The sequence below is a fragment of the Paraburkholderia megapolitana genome (assembly GCF_007556815.1).
GTDB classification, from domain to species: Bacteria; Pseudomonadota; Gammaproteobacteria; order Burkholderiales; family Burkholderiaceae; genus Paraburkholderia; species Paraburkholderia megapolitana.
On record NZ_CP041743.1, the window covers coordinates 2,847,368 to 2,867,710 of the forward strand.

Annotated in this window: 8 protein-coding genes; 3 read left to right on the forward strand and 5 right to left on the reverse strand. The window is 60.5% G+C overall.

The genetic code is table 11. The features are described from left to right. Positions 1-5: 5 nt before the first annotated feature. From FNZ07_RS12035 to gspF, 3 genes are all read right to left on the reverse strand, one after another. A complete protein-coding gene (locus FNZ07_RS12035) occupies positions 6-740 on the reverse strand; it encodes a secretin and TonB N-terminal domain-containing protein (RefSeq protein WP_091006579.1) in 735 nt (244 codons plus the stop codon). A 179-nt stretch (positions 741-919) separates the two neighbouring features. Beyond that, positions 920-1,417, reverse strand: a complete 498-nt coding sequence (gene gspH, locus FNZ07_RS12040; protein WP_091006581.1) for a type II secretion system minor pseudopilin GspH — start codon at positions 1,415-1,417, stop codon at positions 920-922. Then, positions 1,417-2,634 (reverse strand): type II secretion system inner membrane protein GspF, encoded by a 1,218-nt coding sequence (gene gspF / locus FNZ07_RS12045; RefSeq protein ID WP_091006583.1) that lies wholly within the window; start codon positions 2,632-2,634, stop codon positions 1,417-1,419. The genes gspH and gspF overlap by 1 nt, the downstream gene beginning before the upstream one ends. Positions 2,635-3,243: 609 nt before the next feature. Between gspF and FNZ07_RS12050 the strand changes: the two genes are divergently transcribed. The 3 genes from FNZ07_RS12050 (at position 3,244) to FNZ07_RS34050 (ending at position 7,339) form a co-directional block, all read left to right on the forward strand. Then, entirely contained in the window at positions 3,244-4,575 is a 1,332-nt protein-coding gene (locus FNZ07_RS12050; protein ID WP_091006585.1) for a substrate-binding domain-containing protein, read from the forward strand. Positions 4,576-5,208: 633 nt separating this feature from the next. After that, positions 5,209-6,552, forward strand: coding sequence for a substrate-binding domain-containing protein (locus FNZ07_RS12055; protein WP_091006587.1), 1,344 nt, complete (start codon positions 5,209-5,211; stop codon positions 6,550-6,552). 472 nt (positions 6,553-7,024) lie between these two features. Beyond that, on the forward strand, positions 7,025-7,339 hold the full coding sequence (locus tag FNZ07_RS34050) for a hypothetical protein (protein WP_245811299.1): 315 nt from the start codon (positions 7,025-7,027) through the stop codon (positions 7,337-7,339). Between the two features lie 69 nt (positions 7,340-7,408). Here FNZ07_RS34050 and FNZ07_RS12065 read toward each other — a convergent pair whose 3' ends face one another. Both FNZ07_RS12065 and FNZ07_RS34055 read right to left on the reverse strand, forming a co-directional pair. Continuing rightward, on the reverse strand, positions 7,409-19,345 hold the full coding sequence (locus FNZ07_RS12065) for a filamentous haemagglutinin family protein (protein ID WP_249040653.1): 11,937 nt from the start codon (positions 19,343-19,345) through the stop codon (positions 7,409-7,411). After that, positions 19,300-20,187, reverse strand: a complete 888-nt coding sequence (locus FNZ07_RS34055) for a filamentous hemagglutinin N-terminal domain-containing protein (protein ID WP_249040654.1) — start codon at positions 20,185-20,187, stop codon at positions 19,300-19,302. Before FNZ07_RS34055 ends, FNZ07_RS12065 begins: the two co-directional genes overlap by 46 nt. Positions 20,188-20,343 lie beyond the last annotated feature (156 nt).

Genomic DNA, 20,343 nt, shown 5'->3' on the forward strand with positions numbered 1-20,343 from the left:
ACCGGCTAGTTCCCCGCGCCGGTTTGTGGACAACGGATATGCACGCGGCCATCCACCGGACGCAGCCAGATCGTGACGGGCTGCGGCAAATCGCGCGGCGGCGCCGAATCGAGTTTCAGCGCGCGCATGGCACGCACGATTACAGCGTCGCGAGACGCAAGGCCACTCGATGCCACCATATTGACCGCCACCACCGCCCCCCTGTTGTCAATACGTAGCTGTGCAATGAGCCGATAGTTGCCCGGCACAGCCGCTGGCTGCGCGCACAACGCATCGGTTAGACGCGCCTGCAGCAGTCCCGCGTAATTCCTTTGTTCCTCGTTCGCGCCGATCCCGTCGTCCGGTTGCACGGCGCTCGCCGCCGCGCTGTCGGCTACTGGTGCTGCCGGTTCGGCCGGCTGCATCGCGATGATCGCCTCGTCCGGACCCATGAATTCCGCGTGCAGTCCCGTACTCACCAGCATCTGCTCCAGTGCATCGCGCGGCGTGAAGTCGCCGCTCACCGCGGCACTCGTGCGCCCTTCCAGCAACGGAGTAGGTGCGAGCACAACCAGTTCCGTCAGGTGCGCGAAAGCCTGCAATGCCTGAGCCAGAGGTTGGGCGGGCAGATCGAAATGCACCGCGGACGGATGACTGTCCCGCTCCCCTTCCTGTGCTTCGGCGCAGCGTGTGGTCAAGACGGTAAACAACAGGCATGCGATTAGCGCCAGGACGCCGTTCGGCGTCCATGAACGTCTCATGAGTCAATCGTCGGATAGTGAGGCTGCGAGGCCACGCCCTGCCGGATGGCACCGCCCCGGTGAAATGGCGCCAGTCAGAAGCGAACGTCCAACAATAGGAAAAGACTGTGACAGCCTAGTGACGTAGAGGCGAGGAGGTGCTTTAAAAAACGGTAGATGCTGCTGGTGCTTGCGCTGTGTTATGGCGTTCGTACGATGAAATTACCGATGCCTGTGCCGACTACAAGCACCCGCGTTGTGCCCGACGACAATGCGATCGTGACCGGCACTTCCATGCTCTCCGTGCCGAGTACTACGCGTGAGACTGCCGCGCCGTCCGTGTAGCGGATCGATACGGCCGTTACTTCGGCGCCCCAGCGATGCGGTTTGAAAAGGTCGTCGGTCATCGGTTGCCATTTGCCGTCTTCGGCGCGCTGGGCGAAACGGTAACCGCCGCCCATCGGTTGCCAGGAGACCGGCGCCGAGCGGACCTGGGCTTCGTCGCCGGCCGACTCGAGCAGGCTGGCGAGGCGCTGCGCTTCTTCGGTGAGATCGGTGCGGCGGTTTCTCGACGGCATCAGCGTGACGACGGCGATGAGCATGCCCACGATCAGGAGCACCACCATCATTTCCAGTAGCGTGAAGCCGGATTGCTGGTTGCGCCGGGTCCTCGCGCTTTTGGGCGTTGGGTTTTGCATCACTGGACCATGCTGTTGAGTTCGATGATCGGCATCATCACTGCGAGCACGATCACGAGAACTACGCCGCCCATTGCGAGGATGAGTAGCGGCTCTAGCAGGCTCGTGAGGAACATCGTGCGGCGTTCGAGTTCGCGTGATTCGCCGTCGGAGGCGCGGTCGAGCATCGTTGTTACGTCGCCGGTTGCTTCGCCTGAGCGGATCAGGTGTACGAGTACTGGCGGAAACGTTTTCGTATGGCCGAGTGCGCGAGAGAGCGACGTGCCTTCGCGAACTCGCACGATTGCATCGTCGATGTTGCCGCTCATTGCGCGGTTGCTTAGCGTTTCGCCTGCGGCTTGCAACGCGCGCAGGATCGGTACGCCGGCTGCGGTCAGGATGCCGAGTGTGCTTGCGAAGCGCACCGTGTTGTAGCCGCGGACGATTTTGCCCGCGAGTGGTGCGGTGAGCAGCCACTGGTCGAATACTAGCCGCGGGCGTGGTTGTGACAGTATCTTGCGCACCATCCATGCTGTCATCGCGGCACCTGCGAGCGCCGCCCACCACCAGTGCCGCACGAAACCCGACAGCGCAAGCATCATCACTGTGAGGAGCGGTAACTGCTGCTTCGTGCTCGTGAACACGTTCGCGACTTGCGGCACCACGTAGCTGAGCAGGAACGTGACAATGCCGAACGCGATCATCGTGACGACCGCGGGATAGGTGAACGCGAGCAGGATCTTCTGCCTCAGTGCGTTGCTCTGTTCGATGTAGTCTGCGAGTCGCGACAGCACGAGACCGAGCTTGCCGGTGTGCTCGCCCGCTGCGACGAGCGCACGGTAGATGTCGGGGAAATCGCGTGGATGTTGCGCCAGTGCGTTCGCGAACGAATGGCCGCCTACTACTTCCGCTCGAATCGAGGCCATCAGCTCGCGGATATAGTCGCGTTCCGCCTGGTCGCTCAGCACTGAAAGCGCTTCGTCTAGCGGTAGACCTGCGATTAGCAGGCTTGCCAGTTGTCGCGTGACGATGGCCTGTTCACGCTGCGAGAGTTTCTTGCCGAGCGCCAGACGCTGGCTGCGCTCGCCGTGCAGGCGCGATGCAGCTAGCTCGACGACGATCGGTGTCAATCCTTGCGCGCGCAACTGGCCGCGACCAGCGCGCGCGCTGTCGGCCTCGAGCACGCCTCTTAGCATCTTGCCCGTGGGGTTGACTGCTTCGTAGCGAAACGCCGACATCTTTAGCCTCCCGTCACGTGGGTCACTTGGGTTTTAGCGTTCTAGCGGTGGGGCAAGACTAAGCAGCGAAGTGGATCAGAATTGTGACGGATGTTGAGTAACATTTTTTGCGGGTGTTCAGTAAATTGAAAATTGCGGTTGTTTTATTCAATCAGATGCAACGGTTGCATGTTTAAACATCTACATATCTATATTCGCGATTTTCTAATCGATCGATCCACCTCTTGAGAATGGGCTGGTTAATTCAAGAATGATTGCGATTATCACAGCTCGATAGAAATGGTCCGTAACATTTGCCATCAAATTGACTCTGGAGTGAAATTCTGAAAATTACGCACACGTCGAATTCCAGCTACTTTCCTTGCTGGTGGCGGCGCTTGTCCATACAGGGTTTGCCTTTCTTTCATTTTGAAATTTATCAACCCGCAACGATTACCGCCACTGAACACTGATTAAAATCGAAGTGCCAAAATGTTCCGATTCATTGCTATTAAAAATTCATAATCCCTTTCCAAATCTCACCTAGAGTAATTCAGCGGTTGGCCAGGTATCCGGTCGCCGCGCTACAGGCAACAGAATTCCCATTTATCTTCGTTTAAGGACATTCTCATGAAATCCAGCAAGCGCAAGATCTGTCAGGTTCTGGCTCTTACTATCTCGAGTATTGGGGCGTCGGCGGCGATGGCTGCAGGTCCAAACGTGCAAGGTGGCGGTTCGTCGCTCGTTGCACCGACGATTGGCGCCATCGGCAAGACAGGCACCGAAATCGGCCTGTTCGGCACCAGCGAAGCGTCATTCACGTACTTCTCGGTCGGCTCCGGCGCCGGCCAGAACGCGTTCCTCAGCAATGCGCCGTCGTTCTTCGGTACAACCGTCACGGGTACGGTCGACTTCGCGAACAGCGATGCCGCACTTACGACGGCACAAGTCACGAACTATAACAACAGCGCTCTCGGCGCCGCCGACGGTCCGGTGATCGAGATTCCGTACATCGTCACGGCGATCACGATTCCGGTAATCAACGCGCCGGCTGTCACGAGTACGACCACGCCGCAAACGACGCCGGGCCAGACGCACAGCATTTCGCTGAATGACAATGACCTGTGCGGGATCTTCTCAGGCAAGATCACGAACTGGGACGCTGTCATCAACCCCCAAACCGGCTCTGTGTACACCACGACGCCCAAATCGATTACCGTCGTCTATCGGGCTGACAGCAGTGGCACGAGCGAACTCCTGACGCGCCATCTGCACGCGGTCTGCACGACGGCGAACACGGCCACTGGCGTCACGTTCGTCGATTCACTGACGTTCGCCAACACGACCGCGTTCCCGTCGGGCGTGCCGTCAAACTTCGTCGGTGCAACGGGTAGCAGCGGGGTCCGCACGGCTCTGCTCACGCTGCAAAGCTCGTCAGGCGCCCCAGCCGCTGCTGCCTACCTGAGCCCGGACTATGCGAACACGTTCCTCGCACCGTCAAGCTCGACTGCATCGCCAGCGCTTGCTGTGGCCAGCCTGTTTAACTCGAAGAACAGCACGTACTACGCGCCGACGGCGGCCAACGCGACGACCGCGCTGGGCTCGATCGCTCCGCCGTCCACCGCGACTGCCGCCGCTGATCCGACCCAGTGGGTACCGGTCTCTGGCACGACTTACACGAGCCTCGCCAACCCGGCATCTGGCTACCCGGTGTCGGGTACGAGCCAGATCATCCTCAGCCAGTGCTACAAGAGTTCGACCGTTTCGAAGCCTATTGTCGACTTCCTCACTGACCACTACACGAGCGCCAGCTTCGCGTCGATCGTGCATGGCAATGGCTTCAACACCGTTCCGTCGAACTTCCAGTCGGCAATCGTCGCGAACTTCCTGAGCAACACGAGCGGTAACTCGCTCGATATCGGTGATTCGCAACTCTGTGGTCCTGTGTACAGCGGCCGTTAATTTGTCGCGATCGTAAACAACGCACGTAGGTATCGCTGCGGCCCGGAAGTTCGGGTCGCGGCTTCGAGCCGTCTCCCCCAAGGCTTCAGCATCCATTGCATATCAGAAGTTCTGCGATATTTCTTCAGGCGGCCTGCGAATTCAATTCGTGCATTCTTTATTCAACCACATGAATATTCAGATATAAACATCTTCGCCGATGGTATTCACCTGGCGTTATTCATTCAATCCTGGCTATTGGGAGTAAGCAAGCCGGCTGCGGGACGGTAACGTCTTTGGCATATGACAGGAATGGTTCGTAGCATTTGCCATCAAATTGCCGCACAAATGCAGTCCGGGTCGCACCAGGTGCGACGCTTCCCGATGGCGGCCTTTCCACCGTCCTTACTGGCGCGGCGCTCCAGCGCAGGTTGATGCGCTCCCATCAATTCACACCGATATCGTTTTCATACATCGATCATCGTTTCAGCATACGAACTTAAATAAAATCACAAAAATGTTCCGTAGCATTCGATACGAAAACTTCATAATTTCTTTCCAATTCTCACCTAAAGTAATCCGGCGGCCAAACCAGCATCCGGTCGCAGCTACAGGTAACAGATTTTCCCTTTATCTTCGTTTAAGGACATTCTAATGAAATCCAGCAAGCGCAAGATCTGCCAGGTTCTGGCTCTCGCCATCTCGAGTATCAGCGCATCGGCCGCAATGGCTGCCGGCCCGCTCGTGCAAGGCGGCGGTTCGTCGCTCGTCGCACCGACTCTCGGCAACATCAGCAACACGGCAACTGAAATCGGCCTGTTCGGCACCAGCGAAGCAACGTTCACGTACTACTCGGTCGGCTCCGGCGCCGGTCAGAATGCATTCCTGAGCAACGCACCGTCGTTCTTCGGTACGGGTGTCACAGGCACGGTCGACTTCGCGAACAGCGATGCTGCGCTTACGACGGCACAGGTCACGAACTATAACAACAGCACTCTCGGCACCACCGATGGTCCGGTGATCGAGATTCCGTACATCGTCACGGCGATCACGATTCCGGTGATCAATGCGCCGGCTGTCACCAGCACGGCCACGCCGCAAACGACCCCGGGCCAGGCACACAGCATCTCGCTGAATGACAATGATCTGTGCGGTATCTTCTCGGGCAAGATCAAGGATTGGAATGCCGTCATCAATCCCGAAACCGGCTCTGCCTACAGCACGACTAGCAAGCCGATTACGGTGGTCTACCGCGCTGACAGCAGCGGCACGAGCGAACTCCTGACGCGCCATCTGGCAAATACAAACGTCTGCAACTCGACGAACACAGCCACCGGTGTCACGTTCGTCGATTCACTGACGTTCGCCAACACGACCGCATTCCCGTCGGGCGTGCCGTCAAACTTCGTGGGCGCAACGGGTAGTGGTGGTGTCCGCACGGCTCTGCTCGCGCTGCAAAGCTCGTCAGGTGCCCCGGCCGCTGCTGCCTACCTGAGCCCGGACTATGCGAACACGTTCCTCGCACCGTCGAGCTCGACTGCATCGCCGGCGCTTGCTGTAGCCAGCCTGTTTAACTCGAAGAACAGCACGTACTACGCGCCGACGGCGGCAAACGCGACGACTGCGCTTGGCTCGATCGCTCCGCCGTCGACCGCTGCTGCTGCTGCCGATCCGACCCAGTGGGTACCAGTCTCCGGCACGGCTTACGCGAGCCTCGCCAACCCGGCATCCGGCTACCCGGTTTCGGGTACGAGCCAGATCATCGTCAGCCAGTGCTACGCCAGCTCAGCTGTTTCGAAGGCCGTGGTCGACTTCCTGACCGACCACTACACGAGCGCCAGCTTTGCATCGATCGTGCAGGGCAACGGCTTCAACACCGTCCCGTCGAACTTCCAGACGGCAATCGTCGCGAACTTCCTGAGCAACACGAGCGGCAACTCGCTCGATATCGGCGACTCGCAACTCTGCGGTACTGCGAACCTCTACCCCGGCCGTTAATCTGCCTCAACCGCAGACAGCACAAATCTGTATCGCCGCGCCCCGGAAGATCGGGGCGCGGTTTTTTTGAGCGACTGTTTTCATTCAAGGAAATTCTAATGAAATCCAGCAAGCGCTAAATCTGTCAGGTCCTGGCTCTCACCATCTCGACTATCGGCGCATCGGCTGCGACGGCCGCAGGGCCTCTCGTGCAAGGCGGCGGTTCGTCGATCGTTGCACCGATGCTCGGCAACATCAGCAGCACGACCACCGAAATCGGTCTGTTCGGCACCAGCGAAGCAACGTTCACTATTAATCGGTTGACTCCGGCGCTGGCCAGAACGCGTTCCTGAGCAACACGCCGTCGTTCTTCCATCCGTGTAACTCGAAGAACAGCACGTACTACGCGCCGACGGCAGGGAACGCGACGACCGCGCTGGGCTCGATCGCTCCGCCGTCCACCGCGACTGCCGTTGCCGATCCGACCCAGTGGGTGCCGGTCTCTGGCGCTGCTTATACGAGCCTCGCCAATCCTGCGTCCGGTTACCCTGTTTCGGGGACGAGTCAGATCATCCTCAGCCAATGCTATGCCAACCCGGATGTTTCAAAGGCCGTTTTGGATTTCCTGACCGACCACTATACAAACGCCAGCTTCGCATCAATCGTACGGGGCAACGGCTTCAACGCCGTTTCATCGAGCTTCCAGACGGCGATCGTCGAGAACTTCCTGAGCAACACGAGCAATGACGCCCTCGACATCGATGATTCGCAACTCTGTGGTGTTGCGGGTGGCTTCGCTGGCCGCTGATCTCCCTCGATCATTGGCGACGCACATCTATATCGCCGCGACCCGCAGGATCAGGTCGCGGTTTTTTGATCAGATCTTACCCAGCCGCTCACGCTCGCTGCTGCTCAAAACGGCTTGCCGGTTCGGCGCAACCTGACCGAAACCCAGGATGGACACCGCACTGGACGAATCGTAGCCAACCTGCTCACGCTTGCGTTTCTTTGCGTTGTCGTCGTTCGAGTCACCAAAACCCTCTACCTGCACGGAGATTGTCCACCGCCGCTGTCCGACGCCCGATGCGCTGTTCTTCACGATGTCCTGTGCCATCTGGCTCGCTGCCGACGCCGCCGAACTCGCCGCTGTCAACGCGCCGGTGTTCACTGCCTGCACCACTGGTATGCCTGTCGACGCGCCCTGGACCTGAATGTTGTCGACGTTCGCCACATGCAACGCGGCCACATTGAGGTTGCCCGATACGCGAATGCCGGCGTCGCCTGCATCCACGGTGCCGCGCGGTGCTATCAGATTCGCGTTACCCGGCGGTGTACCCGGCACCGACTGCAGTGTCGCGATGCCAGCACCTGTCACTTCCCCTCGCGCATCCACTGTGCAGTAGTGGTTTGCATCGCACACGTACTGCGGTGCCGGCGTATCGGCGGACGTCTTGGCACCCTTCCCTGCGTTGATGTCACCGTTTGAACTCCAGATCGTCAGGTTGCCGCCCTGTTCGGTAAAGATCCGGCTCTGTGCGAGCTGCACGCTCTGGTCGGTAAAGATGTTGATGTTGCCCTGCTCGAGCGTCAGGATACCCATCGAACTGGGGCCGGCTATAACCTTGCCGGTGTTGTCGACAACCTGCGGCGGCGCTGTGGTGCTACCCACGAGTGCTTCGCCACCTGGCCCGAGAATCGAAATGTTGCCGCCCTGCTGCGTCTGAATCGTCGTGCTGCGCATGTCGAGGTTGCCGGTGCTGACCGGTTTGTTCGCGCCATTGCTACCCCCGCTCAGGTTGTTCGCCGTGTAGCCGAGCGAAGCAGGGAACAGTGTGTTGATTGCGTCGTACCCGCGAGCATATTGCTGGTAGTACTTGCTGGCCTGGTTGTTGTAGTCCTGGCCGACCTGCGTCAATACGCTGAACAACACCTGTTCCGCAAAGAGCTGCTGCACATATTGTGGCAACGCCTTGAACTTCGACCATGCGTCGGCCGCTGTGAGCGGCTGGACGGCCGGCTGACTGTTGGTAAGGCCCGTGTCGACCGTCTGGCCGGCCGCGTACTGCTGCATGAATGTGATCAGTGCGTTCGTCGCACTCGGCACACCGGTAACCGAACTAGCGGGATCGACGTACGTCGAGACAAACGCCGCGACGTCGACACCGGGCCCCACGCCGAACAGCACATTGATGTCCGCACTCTCGTGCGGGAGGTTGGGATTATTCGCGTTACCGACTGCGTCTATACCCGATGGAGCACCGCTGGCCTGAGCAGCGGTTGTCAGCGGACCGATGTTCCTGCCAGCCTCGATATCGAAGGTACCGGGACCGCCAAGGATCAGTGCGGGCGTGACGACTTCGGTGCCGGTAGCGGTATCAAACGTGGCGTCGTAGATATCGCGCCCCGCCACGATACGCGTAATGTCCGACTGGCGTAGATTCTGTCCCTGGAATGCCAGATTGACGATGTCCTGTCCTGCTTGAATCAACGCCGGCTTGTCGATGGCAAGGGTTACATAATCTTTGTAGAGACCTGCACGACCACCACCCGCCTCCAGGATCCCGTTAGTGATGCTGCCGTTCAGGCTGTAAATGCGTACTGGCGTCGTGTCGTCGGCATGTAGCGCGCTCGCGTCATGGGCGGCCAAAGTTTTCTCAGTTGCAAGGGGAACACTGGCTTGGGGACTGGTCGGCGACGGCATCGCCGAAGGATCCTCATCGAGCATTCCGAATACCGGCAGTGCGCCGCTGCCTGACCCCGTGCTGTTGGCGAGTCCGTTGAGACTCGAGAAATCGATCGATTGACCCGCGATCAGGTTCAGGTTACCGGATGCCGAAGGATAGAGTTCGCCACTGGCGTCTATGCTGATCCCGCCCGTGAACGCCGTCACATTGACCGTTGCGGGCAAGATAAACGAAAGATCGCCGGTCCCCGGCGTTGTGCCGGTAGCGCCCCCACCGATCAGGCTGATCGCGCCTAGCGACCCGAGCACCACTTCGCCGGTCGTCGATGAAACGTTCACTGCGGATGTCTGCGAATACCCTTGCCCATCAGCATACTGGCGGTAGACAAGTAACAGCGGGTTACTTTGCACATACGACGGATCGAACACGCCACCAATGTTTGCACCCTGACGCGCATTGACATTCAGCACGCCGTCCTGCGTCGCCAGCAACGTAGCGACCACGACCGGTGGTCCCACCTGCGGCGATGGCACACTGAAGTCCGAGCCGATCTGGCCACCTGCCGTAATCGTTCCAGTTCCCCTCGCAACGAAGTAGTCGCCGCTCAGGATATCGCCGCCTGCCCGCACGCTCAGATTGCCGCCGCCGACGGTCACCGGGTTGTTGTTACTGTCCAGGTACCATGTCGTTGGAGATGAGGCCGCCAGATCGGAAATGTTGCCGCCCGCACTGATCGACACATTGCCGCCAACGCTCATGATGCCTTGGTCGAATGCGCCGAAATCGATCGACGAACGGGTCAACGGCACAAAAGTGCCTGCATTGCTCGTCGGGTTCGCCGTAACCTCCATCCACTGCCACCAGAACTGGCTTGTATTGGCTCCCACCTGACCGGTCTGAGCCCCAGTGGTGTCCGTCGTGTATTCGAGACCTGTGATGTCTCTCTGTGCCTGCACTGTCACGTCACCCGCCGAATCCGGATTGACGCTCGGCGTAACAAGTATATCGGTGTGCCCCGATCCGCCGCTCACAATCGCGGTAGCCAGTCCCAGACCTTGCGTCGGTGCACCACCGGCATAGATAACGCCTGGCACGATTGCGTCAGTCGCACTGCTGTCGATGCTTTTGTCGTACAACGAAATGTCAACAGCCGCAGCGACGTCAATGGACCCTGTGCCGGTACGAATCGTCACAGGCTGAACGAGGGTCTGTCCGTTGGAGTCGATATACGAGGTGTGACCGCTGAGCGTAACGCTGCCCGCGGGGCCCGAAGCCACATCGATATTGCTGAAAGCCGCAACCGGTTCGAGTGCCAACGGATTGGCACTGTCGAGGTCCGCGCCGGACACGATACGGTATGACGAACTCTGCCCCCCCAGTAGTGCCGCATAAGCGATGGGTAAGGGGTTGTTCGCAGTCGCGACATTGGCTGCGGCATTACCCGGTAGTGTGCCGATGTTGACCGCGCCTGTGTCCGGTATCGAAACAGGCACGATCGGTGCGTAGGAGAGGTTGACTGAGTTTCTCGGTGCACGCGCACTTTTCACGCCAAGCTTTCCCAGATACGTCTGCTGGTACGCGGAGATGTAGCTGGCGTACTCGGACAAGTAGGCGGCCGCCTCTTTGGCGGCTTTTTCAGCGTCATTGGTGGGTAGCGGAGCCGCAGGAGGCGTTATTGGCGTCGGTGTGCCGAATAGCGTCACGGTTGCCAGGTTATAGCCGAAAATGTAGGTCGAATAGCCGCTGAGATAAGCGGAGTACGTGGGGTACGACGCAACGTCCGACGCATCGGGCGCAGGTTTGACCGACGGCGTTGCAGGCAGAAGGAGCCCGAGTCTGGACGGAGATTTCCAGCTCTCTACATCCTGTTGCCACGCGCCAGCATAAGAAGCATACGCCGTGTAGTAGCCTGCAACCTGGCCTTTCAGTGGGGCACTCAACACCGAGTCCGGATCGAGCGACGCTAGTGTAGTCGTGTTGTTGTTGGTAAGAATCAGGGTAATCTGCGTGGGATCGTCGAGCGCAACGAGTTGTTCGAACTGCTGCTCGGCCGCTGCATACGTCCCCGTGGCCGCGCCGGTGCCCGTCGCCCCCAGAATCGTCGCAACCTGATTCTGGAAAAACCCGTCTGTAATGCTCGCGTACGCGACGAAGTTGTTCGCCGCACGGAACGTCAGTGTGGGAGCTATCGTGTTCTGATAGCGAAAATCTGGCGTGATCGTTCCACTATTGTTCGCCGATCCAGCACCGAGATTCCAGTTCGACAGCACGGAGATATTGCCGCTGTTGATCGACATGGACGGATTGTCGAGCTCGATCCCCGGTACGACATTGAAGTTCGCTACCTGTGCGCCGACGAACTGATTTGCAACGCTGCTCACGCCTTTTTGCACGAATCCCATCAGGGTTCCGGGTGGTGTAACCGTCGTGGTGTTTCCGTTGCTGTCTGTCGTGGTCACCGGCGCGAGGTATCCGTAGAACGCAGTGTGGTCTGCATTGGGCGTAGTCGCGGCGAAATAGTCGCCGGTCAGCCCCGCGAAACCATCGGCGGAGATCCCGTTCTTGAGCTGGCTCTCCGTCACTGCTGCGGAAACACCGGTGGTGGTGTTCGTCAATGTCCCGCCACCGTCAGCAGCCCCATTTGGCGTGTAGGTAAATTTCGTCGATGTGGTACCAGGAACCGTAAAGGTCCCAGCAAGCAGATGGCCGCTGTCGTCATACCAGCCCGCCGGATCGATAGACGCGTCGAAGTGCTGTGCACCGCTCGTCGCGTCGGTCGTGCTCCAGACTGCATACGCTTCGACCGTGGTCGCACGTGAACCTTTTATGCCGTCCTCCGTCTTCGTCGGAGGAGTCAACATCACGTTGACGGTTCCGTCCTTCAGCAGTGGCGCCCGGAAATTTACAGTACCGTCCAGCGGTCCGCCCGTTGTACCGCCCGACACGTCGATCGTCGCACTCCCCCCCAACAGAATCTTGCCTGAGTTCTCTATGCCGACATTTTCGTAACCATACGTGGCGTTATACGAACTACCGGGCGCGCTCGGGTCGAAAACCGCGCTTGTCCCGATGTCGACCTTGCCGCCCCGTTGGCTCGTATTCGTCGCTCTTGCGAGTAGTTTGCCTTCTACGTCCACGCCGCTGCGACCATACAGATCGATCTCGCCGCCTGCTGCGCCCGACGCGTCGACGATGCCCAGAATGTTGACGTTGCCGTTGGCCGTGTCCGATGCGTTGCCCGCACCGCCATCGGCTGTCAGCGACACTGTCTGTGCCGTCAACGTATTACCCGGCGACAGCGTCAGATTGCCCGACTTCGTATGCACGGTGACCGACTGATTCACGCCACTCGACGCAAGCGTCTGCGCGAGGCTATCCAGATTCGCCGCGCCGCCGGTATTGAGCGAGAACGAGCCACCCGCATTGCCGCTCGCCGCTCCGCCCTTGAGTGCGCCGTTCAGGTTCACCACTTGTTGCGGCGCTGACAGCGTCAGGCTGCCCGCTGCTCCGCCACCGGATGCGCCCGAAAAATTCAGTGTCGAGCCCACCTGCACGTCGACCGAACCTGCATCCGCAGTCAACGTGATCGCACCAGCCGGTGCGTACTGCGTCGTGTCGAAGAACTGCTTCGAAACACCCACCGAACTCACCGTCGCCCCACTGCCGATCGTCAGATTCCCGGTCGTCGCTTCCATGCTCACGTTGCCGGCCGGCGCGTCAATCGTCGCACCGTTATCGGCAATCGTGCCGCCGATAAAGCTCCACGCCCCGCCCACCGGCGAGCGGGCGAACGCCGTGCCTGCTGCGTTGTTCAAGTTCAGCAGACCCGTTGTCTTCACCGTTGATGCCGAACTCGTATCGGCGAGATACAGCGGTGCGTTGAGCGTGACCGGCAGCGCGCCGAAGTCAAACGTGCCGGTGTTCTGCCCGACGATGCCACCCGTCGCATTCATCGTCACCGAGCCGAACCCGCTCAGATTCTTGTTGCCTGTGCCGAAGTCGATTTCCTTCCCATTGACCGTCAACGTGCCTGCGCCAGGCGTTGTGGTTGCTGACGTCGCACCGGTCTCGTTCGTGAACGCGATCTGTTGCGCGTTGAGCACCGCAGTGCCGCCGCTACTTGCAAATGTGCCCGCGCTCAGATCGACGCTGTTACCGAACGTCGCATTCACATTGCCGATAAAGTTGATCGCGCCCGCGCTGCGCAGGATGACCTGTTGCGCGCTCGCCAGTTGCGCAACCCCCGCAGCATCGAGCACGAAGCCCGGCAGATTCACTGCCGCCGCGCCCGTGTCGCCAGTGAAGGTGATCGCTGAGCCATCCACCGTAATGGCCTTCGCAGATAGCACCGCCGTCGGGTCCACCGTCAGGTTGCCCGACGAATCGAGCGTCAACGCCTGGCCGCCTGTCAGCGTTGCGCCGGCACCCACAGTAAGCAACCCGGTACCGCTTGTGCCGGTACGAGTCACTGTCGTCATCGCGCCGTTCGATACGCGCAATAGTGCGCCGTCTCCCGCTATCGCGATAGGCTCGTCCTTTGCCGCCGGGTAGCTGCCGCTTGCCGTGATCGTTGCGCCAGAATCGACTTGCAGGCCGTTGGTCGCGTTCGGGTCTGTGCTGCCCTGAACCGTTTTCGTCACCAGCAGGATTTCAGGTCCGGTCAGTGCGCTGCTCGCGTTGTTGGATACCACCACGCTGTCGGCAATCGGGGCAATCGTGATGCCGCTAGTCGTTGCCGTGCGTGTGCCACCGATCAACAAGCTGCCTGCGTTCAGCGAATCGAGATCGCTCGCACCAATCTGCAGATAACCAGGCAGCGCCGCGCTGCCGTTACCGGTAATCTGGATGTCCTGCGACGCGATATCGACCTCGGCCGGTGCGCCGCCTGCGCCTGCCGTCGTGTTCAGCGTTGCGCCGAGCGTCAGTGCCTTCGTCGCCGCGAGCACGAGTTGCCCGCCGTCTACCGGTAATGGTGGCGCCACGTTGCCGCTAGTCGCTGCGAGTGCCGGGAAGAAGCTGTTGGCACTGGTCAGCGTGTAGGTCGAATACTGTTGCCAGACTTTCGACGACTGCACGTTGAACAGTGTTGGTGTCGCACTGCGGCTACCCGTGAGCGCATTCGCAAAGTAGCCCGAAGTCACTACCGTACCGTCGGCTAGCACCTGAGTCGCGCCCGGAGCCGTGGTGCCCGTCGTGCCCGATACCGTCACGCGATATGCGTCGGGCAATGTTGCGTACTTCCCAGGCAGCAGCGTGTAGTAGCCTGCAGCCAGCCCCGGCACGCCCGACAGATACACCGACTGCCCAATCGCACCGCCGGTGCCAGCCTGGCCGATGCCGAGACTCGTGGTCTGCGTACCGACCGTGGCGTTCGCGCTGTTCGACGGTTGCAGCGTCTGCGCAAACATCGGGTCGTACGCCGCGACCGGCGACTGCGCGCCCGGCAGGATCGCATAGACGTTCGTCGCACCCACGTTCACCGGTACCGCCACACCTGCCGCATTGCTTGCGTAGCTCACGTTGTACTGCGACAGCACATCGCGCGTGCCCCCGGTGCCCGGTACCCACTCGGCCGCCTGCAGATCGCCGCCTCCGGACAGGTCGATCGTCGCGCCCTTGTTGAGTGCAACGATGCTGCCGTTCACGCCGATGTACTTCGACGGCGGCGCGGTTACGTCGGGAAGCGTAGTACCCGCCACCGGGTTGAACTGCCACTCGACACCGTCGACCGTCGTGCCATAGGGAATGATGGTATTGCCGTTCGATACCGACGTGACGCTGCCGTCAGCGAACGTTACCGAACTGGTCGCGACGAGCGGTAGCCCATTGAACTGTGTCTGCGTAGCGGCATTGCCTGGATCACCGACACCGAACACCAGTGTGCCCGACGGTGCACGCACCGTACCGCCTTGCGTGATAGTCGATGCATCGACGAGCAGCGTCCCGCCCGCCGACAGCGGCACGCCGGATGTCCCGTTCGAAGCGAACGTGATCGTGGTCGGCGTCGGATTTCCCGTGGTCGGGTCTGTCGGACCAACTGCGGAGAGGATGAACGTGCTGCCAGTCGACGGATACAGGTCCGCGGCCCGGAACGTCAGGTTGCCTGGCGTGTAAAGCTCGCCGGACTGCAGCGCGATGGCGCTGCTGCCGGGACTGGTTGAACTCAGGCGGATATCGCCGCTACTCGTGAAATTCGTTTGCTCGAAGTTGTTTATCTGGATCTGGTTCTCGAGGTCGATGAACGATGCGTTCACGTTCAGTGTCGCGTCCGACGCCGCGGCAACGGTGCCAAGCTTTGCCACATCGGTCTGCGTGGGTGCGACGACTGCCACATACGGTGCATCGATGGTTACCGTCGAGCCGATCGTAATGGGCGGCGGAGCAGACTGCCCGCTAGTCTGCGACGGCGCTTCACGGCTCATCAGTGTGCTGATTGTCGGAATCGAGTAATTGCCCTTGCTGCCTTCGCCTTTCGTCAACGACTGAAGCTCACCGCTGCTGAGTGCGACGATCTGGTTTGCGTAGATCTGCACTGTCTTCGACACCACGACGTTGACGTCGCCCGCAAAGGCGACCGGCACAGGCGTAAGCGATGTACTGTCGCCCAGCACCAGCGTTCCGATACCGGAACCGGTCAGGCGGTCCGCCGCAAACTGGAGCACGCCGGTCGGTTGGAGGACGTCTTGGGATATCTTGGGAACGGTGTTATATACCCCAGCCGCCGCCAGAATGCTCTGCCCAGGAGCAAGTCCCGCCGGCACGAAGTTTCCACTCTGCTGCAGTACGATCGACGTTGCGCCCGGTAAAGAATAAGGAAGCTGCGTTCCATCAGGCAGGAATGGCGACGTCGCGCCGCTCACCGGAAGCAGGGTCAGCGTGCCTCCTTGCGCACCACTTGCCCCGGGCTGGGCGCTCAGGGCGCCGTCGAAGAACAATCCACTAGAGGCAGCCAGCGTAATGGAGCCCGAGTCGCTCCATACGGGCTGCGACGCATACGTACCGTTGGCCTGTAGCTGATCGAAGCTTGTCGACGCACCGGACACGTTGATCTTCGAACCCGCCTGGGCAACGATATACCCGGCGTCGTCGGCGATTGTCACCGATCCGCCCGGCAGCACCTTACCGGTATCGGGTATAAAGGTTGTCGATCCGCTCTTGACCGGTGCGGCGAGCGGATTGGTCAGTGCGATACCGGAAACATCGAGCACTGCATTCGAACCGAGCCATACGGACTTGCTCGAACTGGTATAGCCGCCGTTAATTGTGACCTGGCCTGGGACGGTGTAGCGCGCACCGGTTGCCCCCTCCGCGCTCAGCACGATCGAGCCGCCCGGCGCAATGAGCGAGCCTAGTACCGTCACCTGTACTGGCGACCCGAGGCCGATGCTCGCGCCCGCGTCTGCCACGATCGATGCTCCTTGCCCCACGCTGACTGTTCCGACGGCGCCGTCGTTCGGCGGTATCGCAATGCTCGTCGGTGGTGATACGCCCGCGTTATTGAAGGTGTTAATAACGTTAAGGTACGCGCCCCCCGTCATCGCCAGTCCGGTGGGTTGCCGGTGATATGCGTCTAACGTGCCGACGCTAGTCAGGCCGGCTGTTGTCAAGTCTGCACCGCTCGCCGCCTGTTGCAACGAAACTGCATTCGGGATCAGGTTCTGCTGCGTGAGCGAGACGGTTGTACCGGGCGCGACAGTGGAGTCATATAGTGCGTTGAGCACATAGTTGCCGAAGCCCTGCTGCGCAAAAAAATCAGCCGGTAGCACCACGTCCCACACAGGCGCCGAAACCGCGTCCCCACCGATCTGGAACCCCGCCGCACCCAGCGTCAGCGTGCCACCTCCCGAGAAGCCGAAACTCCTGATCGTGCCATTCATCGACAGAAACGGATCGGATGGCAGTTGGCGAAGGTAGTTGTCGGACGTCAGGAGCGACACGCTACCGCCCTTGCCGACGGGGATGCCGTTACTCATCAGCAACTGACCGTTCGCCTGCATTTCGCCGCCGCTCGACACGTCGAGCACGCTACCTGTCTGCAGATCCAGGTGCCCGCCAGCGGCCAGGCTAATACTGCCGCCGTTGACGTACTGGCTGTTGCCCGGTGTCGTGCCCGGTGCGGCGTCCACGTCGTTATTCACCCACTGGCCGGCAACATTGATCTGCCCGGTCGGCGTGACAGTGATGTTGCTACCGCTCGAAATCGCCACCTTGCCCGACGGAATCGCCAGTTCGCCGGCAATCGTCGTGCTACTACTGCCAAAGGCAGCAGAAAGCGTCACGGAGCCGCCAGGTTGCAAGTTCAGCTTCGTGCCCTCCGCGACGACGAAACCCTTGCTGAGCGATTTGTCGCCGGTGACGTTGAGCGTCGCGAAGCCACCCGAGTTAAGCGTATCGACCGGCACCACCATCGTGGCCAGTATGTTGTCCGGATCGGTCGCCGGTAGCGCATTCAGCGCGGTCGTATTGAGTGAGGTGTCGATCGAAAAGCCCGGCGCCAGATCGTCTAGTTGCGGCGCGGTGTCCTGCAGGACCACCAGATTGAATTCACCCGATGGCGCACCGGCAGGGCTATTTTGCGTCAGGTTAATCAGAGTCCCTGCTGCCAGCTTCGGATCGGAACCCAGGTTGAAGGTCCCGCCCGTCGGCAGACTATTGCCCTGCGTCTGTTTCGAACCGCCAAACGCCTCGGCCGTAATAGTGCCGTCGAGTACCAGCGACTGCGTCGCGTACAGATCCAGCGTCCCCGCGTTGCCGCCAACGATGTAATCCGGTTCGTAGACACCGCCTGTCGTGAGCGGGTTGTACCAGGTCTTCGTGACTTGCCAGCGCGGATGGTTCTCTACGAACTCGCCCGCAACCCCGACATACGTGTCGTATGGGCTCGCCTGACCGATCGGCACGATCGCGCCATTCGCATCGACGAGACGCGTCGTGTTGACCATCCCGCCGTCGTAATGGACGTATCCGCCATTGAGGTTCATCGTCGAACCGCTAGCGGTCATCACCTCGTTGCCAGACAGTATGATCGTGCCGCCATTGACCAGTAGCTGGTCGACCGTGCGCGGAATCAGGCTCACGTATCCCGACAGGTTCAGGATCGGGCTGCCAACCCACTGCAAACCGTTGCTGTTCGTACCGGTGAGCGTACTGTCGACCACGACGTTCTTCAGGCCGAATAAAAAGCCGCTGCGCAGCAGCGGCGAATCGGCAAGCTCGTTCTGACCGATGAGCGGAATCGTAACCAGCGTTTGCGCGATAGGCAGTTCGGTGTTCGCGATGCCGGACACATCGATGATCGCCCCATCGTCCACGTAGATGCGCCCGGGCACCGCAGTTTGTCCCACAGGGGTCGTATAGCCGGCCAACGACTGTGTCAGCGCGTTAACGGACACATTCGAGCCCGGAGCCTCGACAAGCGACCCGCCTTGGAACCAGACCGAGGCCGCCGTCATCGTGATGCCACCGGGTGTGAAAACCGTGCCGGGTGTTGAAGTCGCCGTCTGGCCGTCATCGTCAGGCATCACGGCGGTCACCGAGCCGGGTCCGAAGGTCAGGAGACCGGCACGGTGCGCATTGATCGCAACACCCGGTCCGTTCCCTACCACGGTCGTGAAACCTGGGTAGGTCTGCTGCAGCGGATTATTCGAGTCGTACTCGTCGACAGTCGAGATATTGATGGTGCCCGGCGCATTGACGCTCGTCGTCACGCCCACCACGCCGTTCTGCCCCACGCGACTGCCCAACAGGTTCACCGTGCCGCGTGCGGCCTCGACAATACCGGTATTGGTCAGCGTACCCGCAGGGGTAATGTCGACGTTCGAACCATTCTGTACGCTGATAACCTGTCCGCTCAGTTCGGGCAACAGCACCTGCGGATTGTTCGTCGCACCTTTATTCGGTGTGACACTCACACCGACACCCGCAGCCAGCACAACCTGACCGGCCGTGGCAGTAATGCTGCCGCCGTTGGTCACGTTGGGTGCCGCGACCATCACAAAGCCGCCGTCGCTGGCGTTACCGTTCGTGTGAGTGGTAATCGACGCGCCCGGTTGGATCGTGATATCGCCGGGTGCCTGATACGGACCTAGTGGTTTGGCTTGGGCACCGAGACCCAGGATCTCATTCGGCACATTAGGCGCCGACGGTATGTTGTTCGAACTCCCCGCCTCTGGATTAGCGAGCCCCCCGACGCCCCTGGCAGCACATTCAAAAACAACTGGTTGCTGGTAGCAATACCGGCTGCGCTCTGCGGTCCCGGCTCGTTATTCATATCCAGCAGACTGAGCGACGACGCCACCAGCGAATGCACGTTGATCTGCGAGCCCGCGCCGAACAGAATCCCGTTGCGGTTGATCACATAGACTGCGCCTTGCGCCGTCATGTTGCCGAGAATCTGGCTGGGCCTGCCGCTCGGATCGTTGATGCGGTTGAGCACGGCCCAGTTATTCGCACCGTTGGTTTGCGTACCGGCCGACTGGTCGAAGTTGAGCGTCGTCTGCCGGCCGACGTTCATCGTCTGCCATGTCAGCACCGCGTTCTGGGCGGTCTGTTGAACGTTCACATTGACATGGCCGTTGCTCGAGACGGTCTGCGTAGGCCCATACGCGTTGATCCACAGCAGCGGCTTGGTAGGGTCTGTGTTCTGACTCACCAGGTTACCGCCCTGATTCTCAAACGTAATCCCCGGCGCCACCTGCAACCCACCCGGCGTCAACCCATTCGGCACATTCGACGCCGTTGCCGCAGCTGCGGCCGCAGCACTCTGTTGCGCGGCAATCTGCGAGGCAATCGCCTGCGCTGCCGTACCCAGATTACGAATCGACGGCTGACTAGCCTGCAGCGCCTGCTGCGGCGAAACACCCAGGTTCGGCACACCAACGCCGGCACCACCTGCGCCGCCCGAAATGCTACGCGCCGTAGCCTGTCCAAGATTCACGATCCCGGCCGCGTGCGCCTGTGCCGTAAACCCCACCGCGAGTATCCAGGCAACCGCGCGGCACAACGGCCGCAGGTCCGATCTCAGGACAGACTGCGAACCATGGGGATCTTGTTGTCGTACTGCGCGCGCGCGTGCTGCCATTCTCCACCCCGAAGCCTTAGAAGTTGGCGGCCCCGCCGTTCGCGCCTG

Coding starts and splice junctions, on each gene's coding strand:
- gspF (WP_091006583.1), bottom strand. CDS start 2,634: ATGTCGGCGTTTCGCTACGAAGCAGTCAACCCCACGGGCAAGATGCTA.
- FNZ07_RS12050 (WP_091006585.1), top strand. CDS start 3,244: ATGAAATCCAGCAAGCGCAAGATCTGTCAGGTTCTGGCTCTTACTATC.
- FNZ07_RS12055 (WP_091006587.1), top strand. CDS start 5,209: ATGAAATCCAGCAAGCGCAAGATCTGCCAGGTTCTGGCTCTCGCCATC.
- gspH (WP_091006581.1), bottom strand. CDS start 1,417: ATGCAAAACCCAACGCCCAAAAGCGCGAGGACCCGGCGCAACCAGCAA.
- FNZ07_RS12035 (WP_091006579.1), bottom strand. CDS start 740: ATGAGACGTTCATGGACGCCGAACGGCGTCCTGGCGCTAATCGCATGC.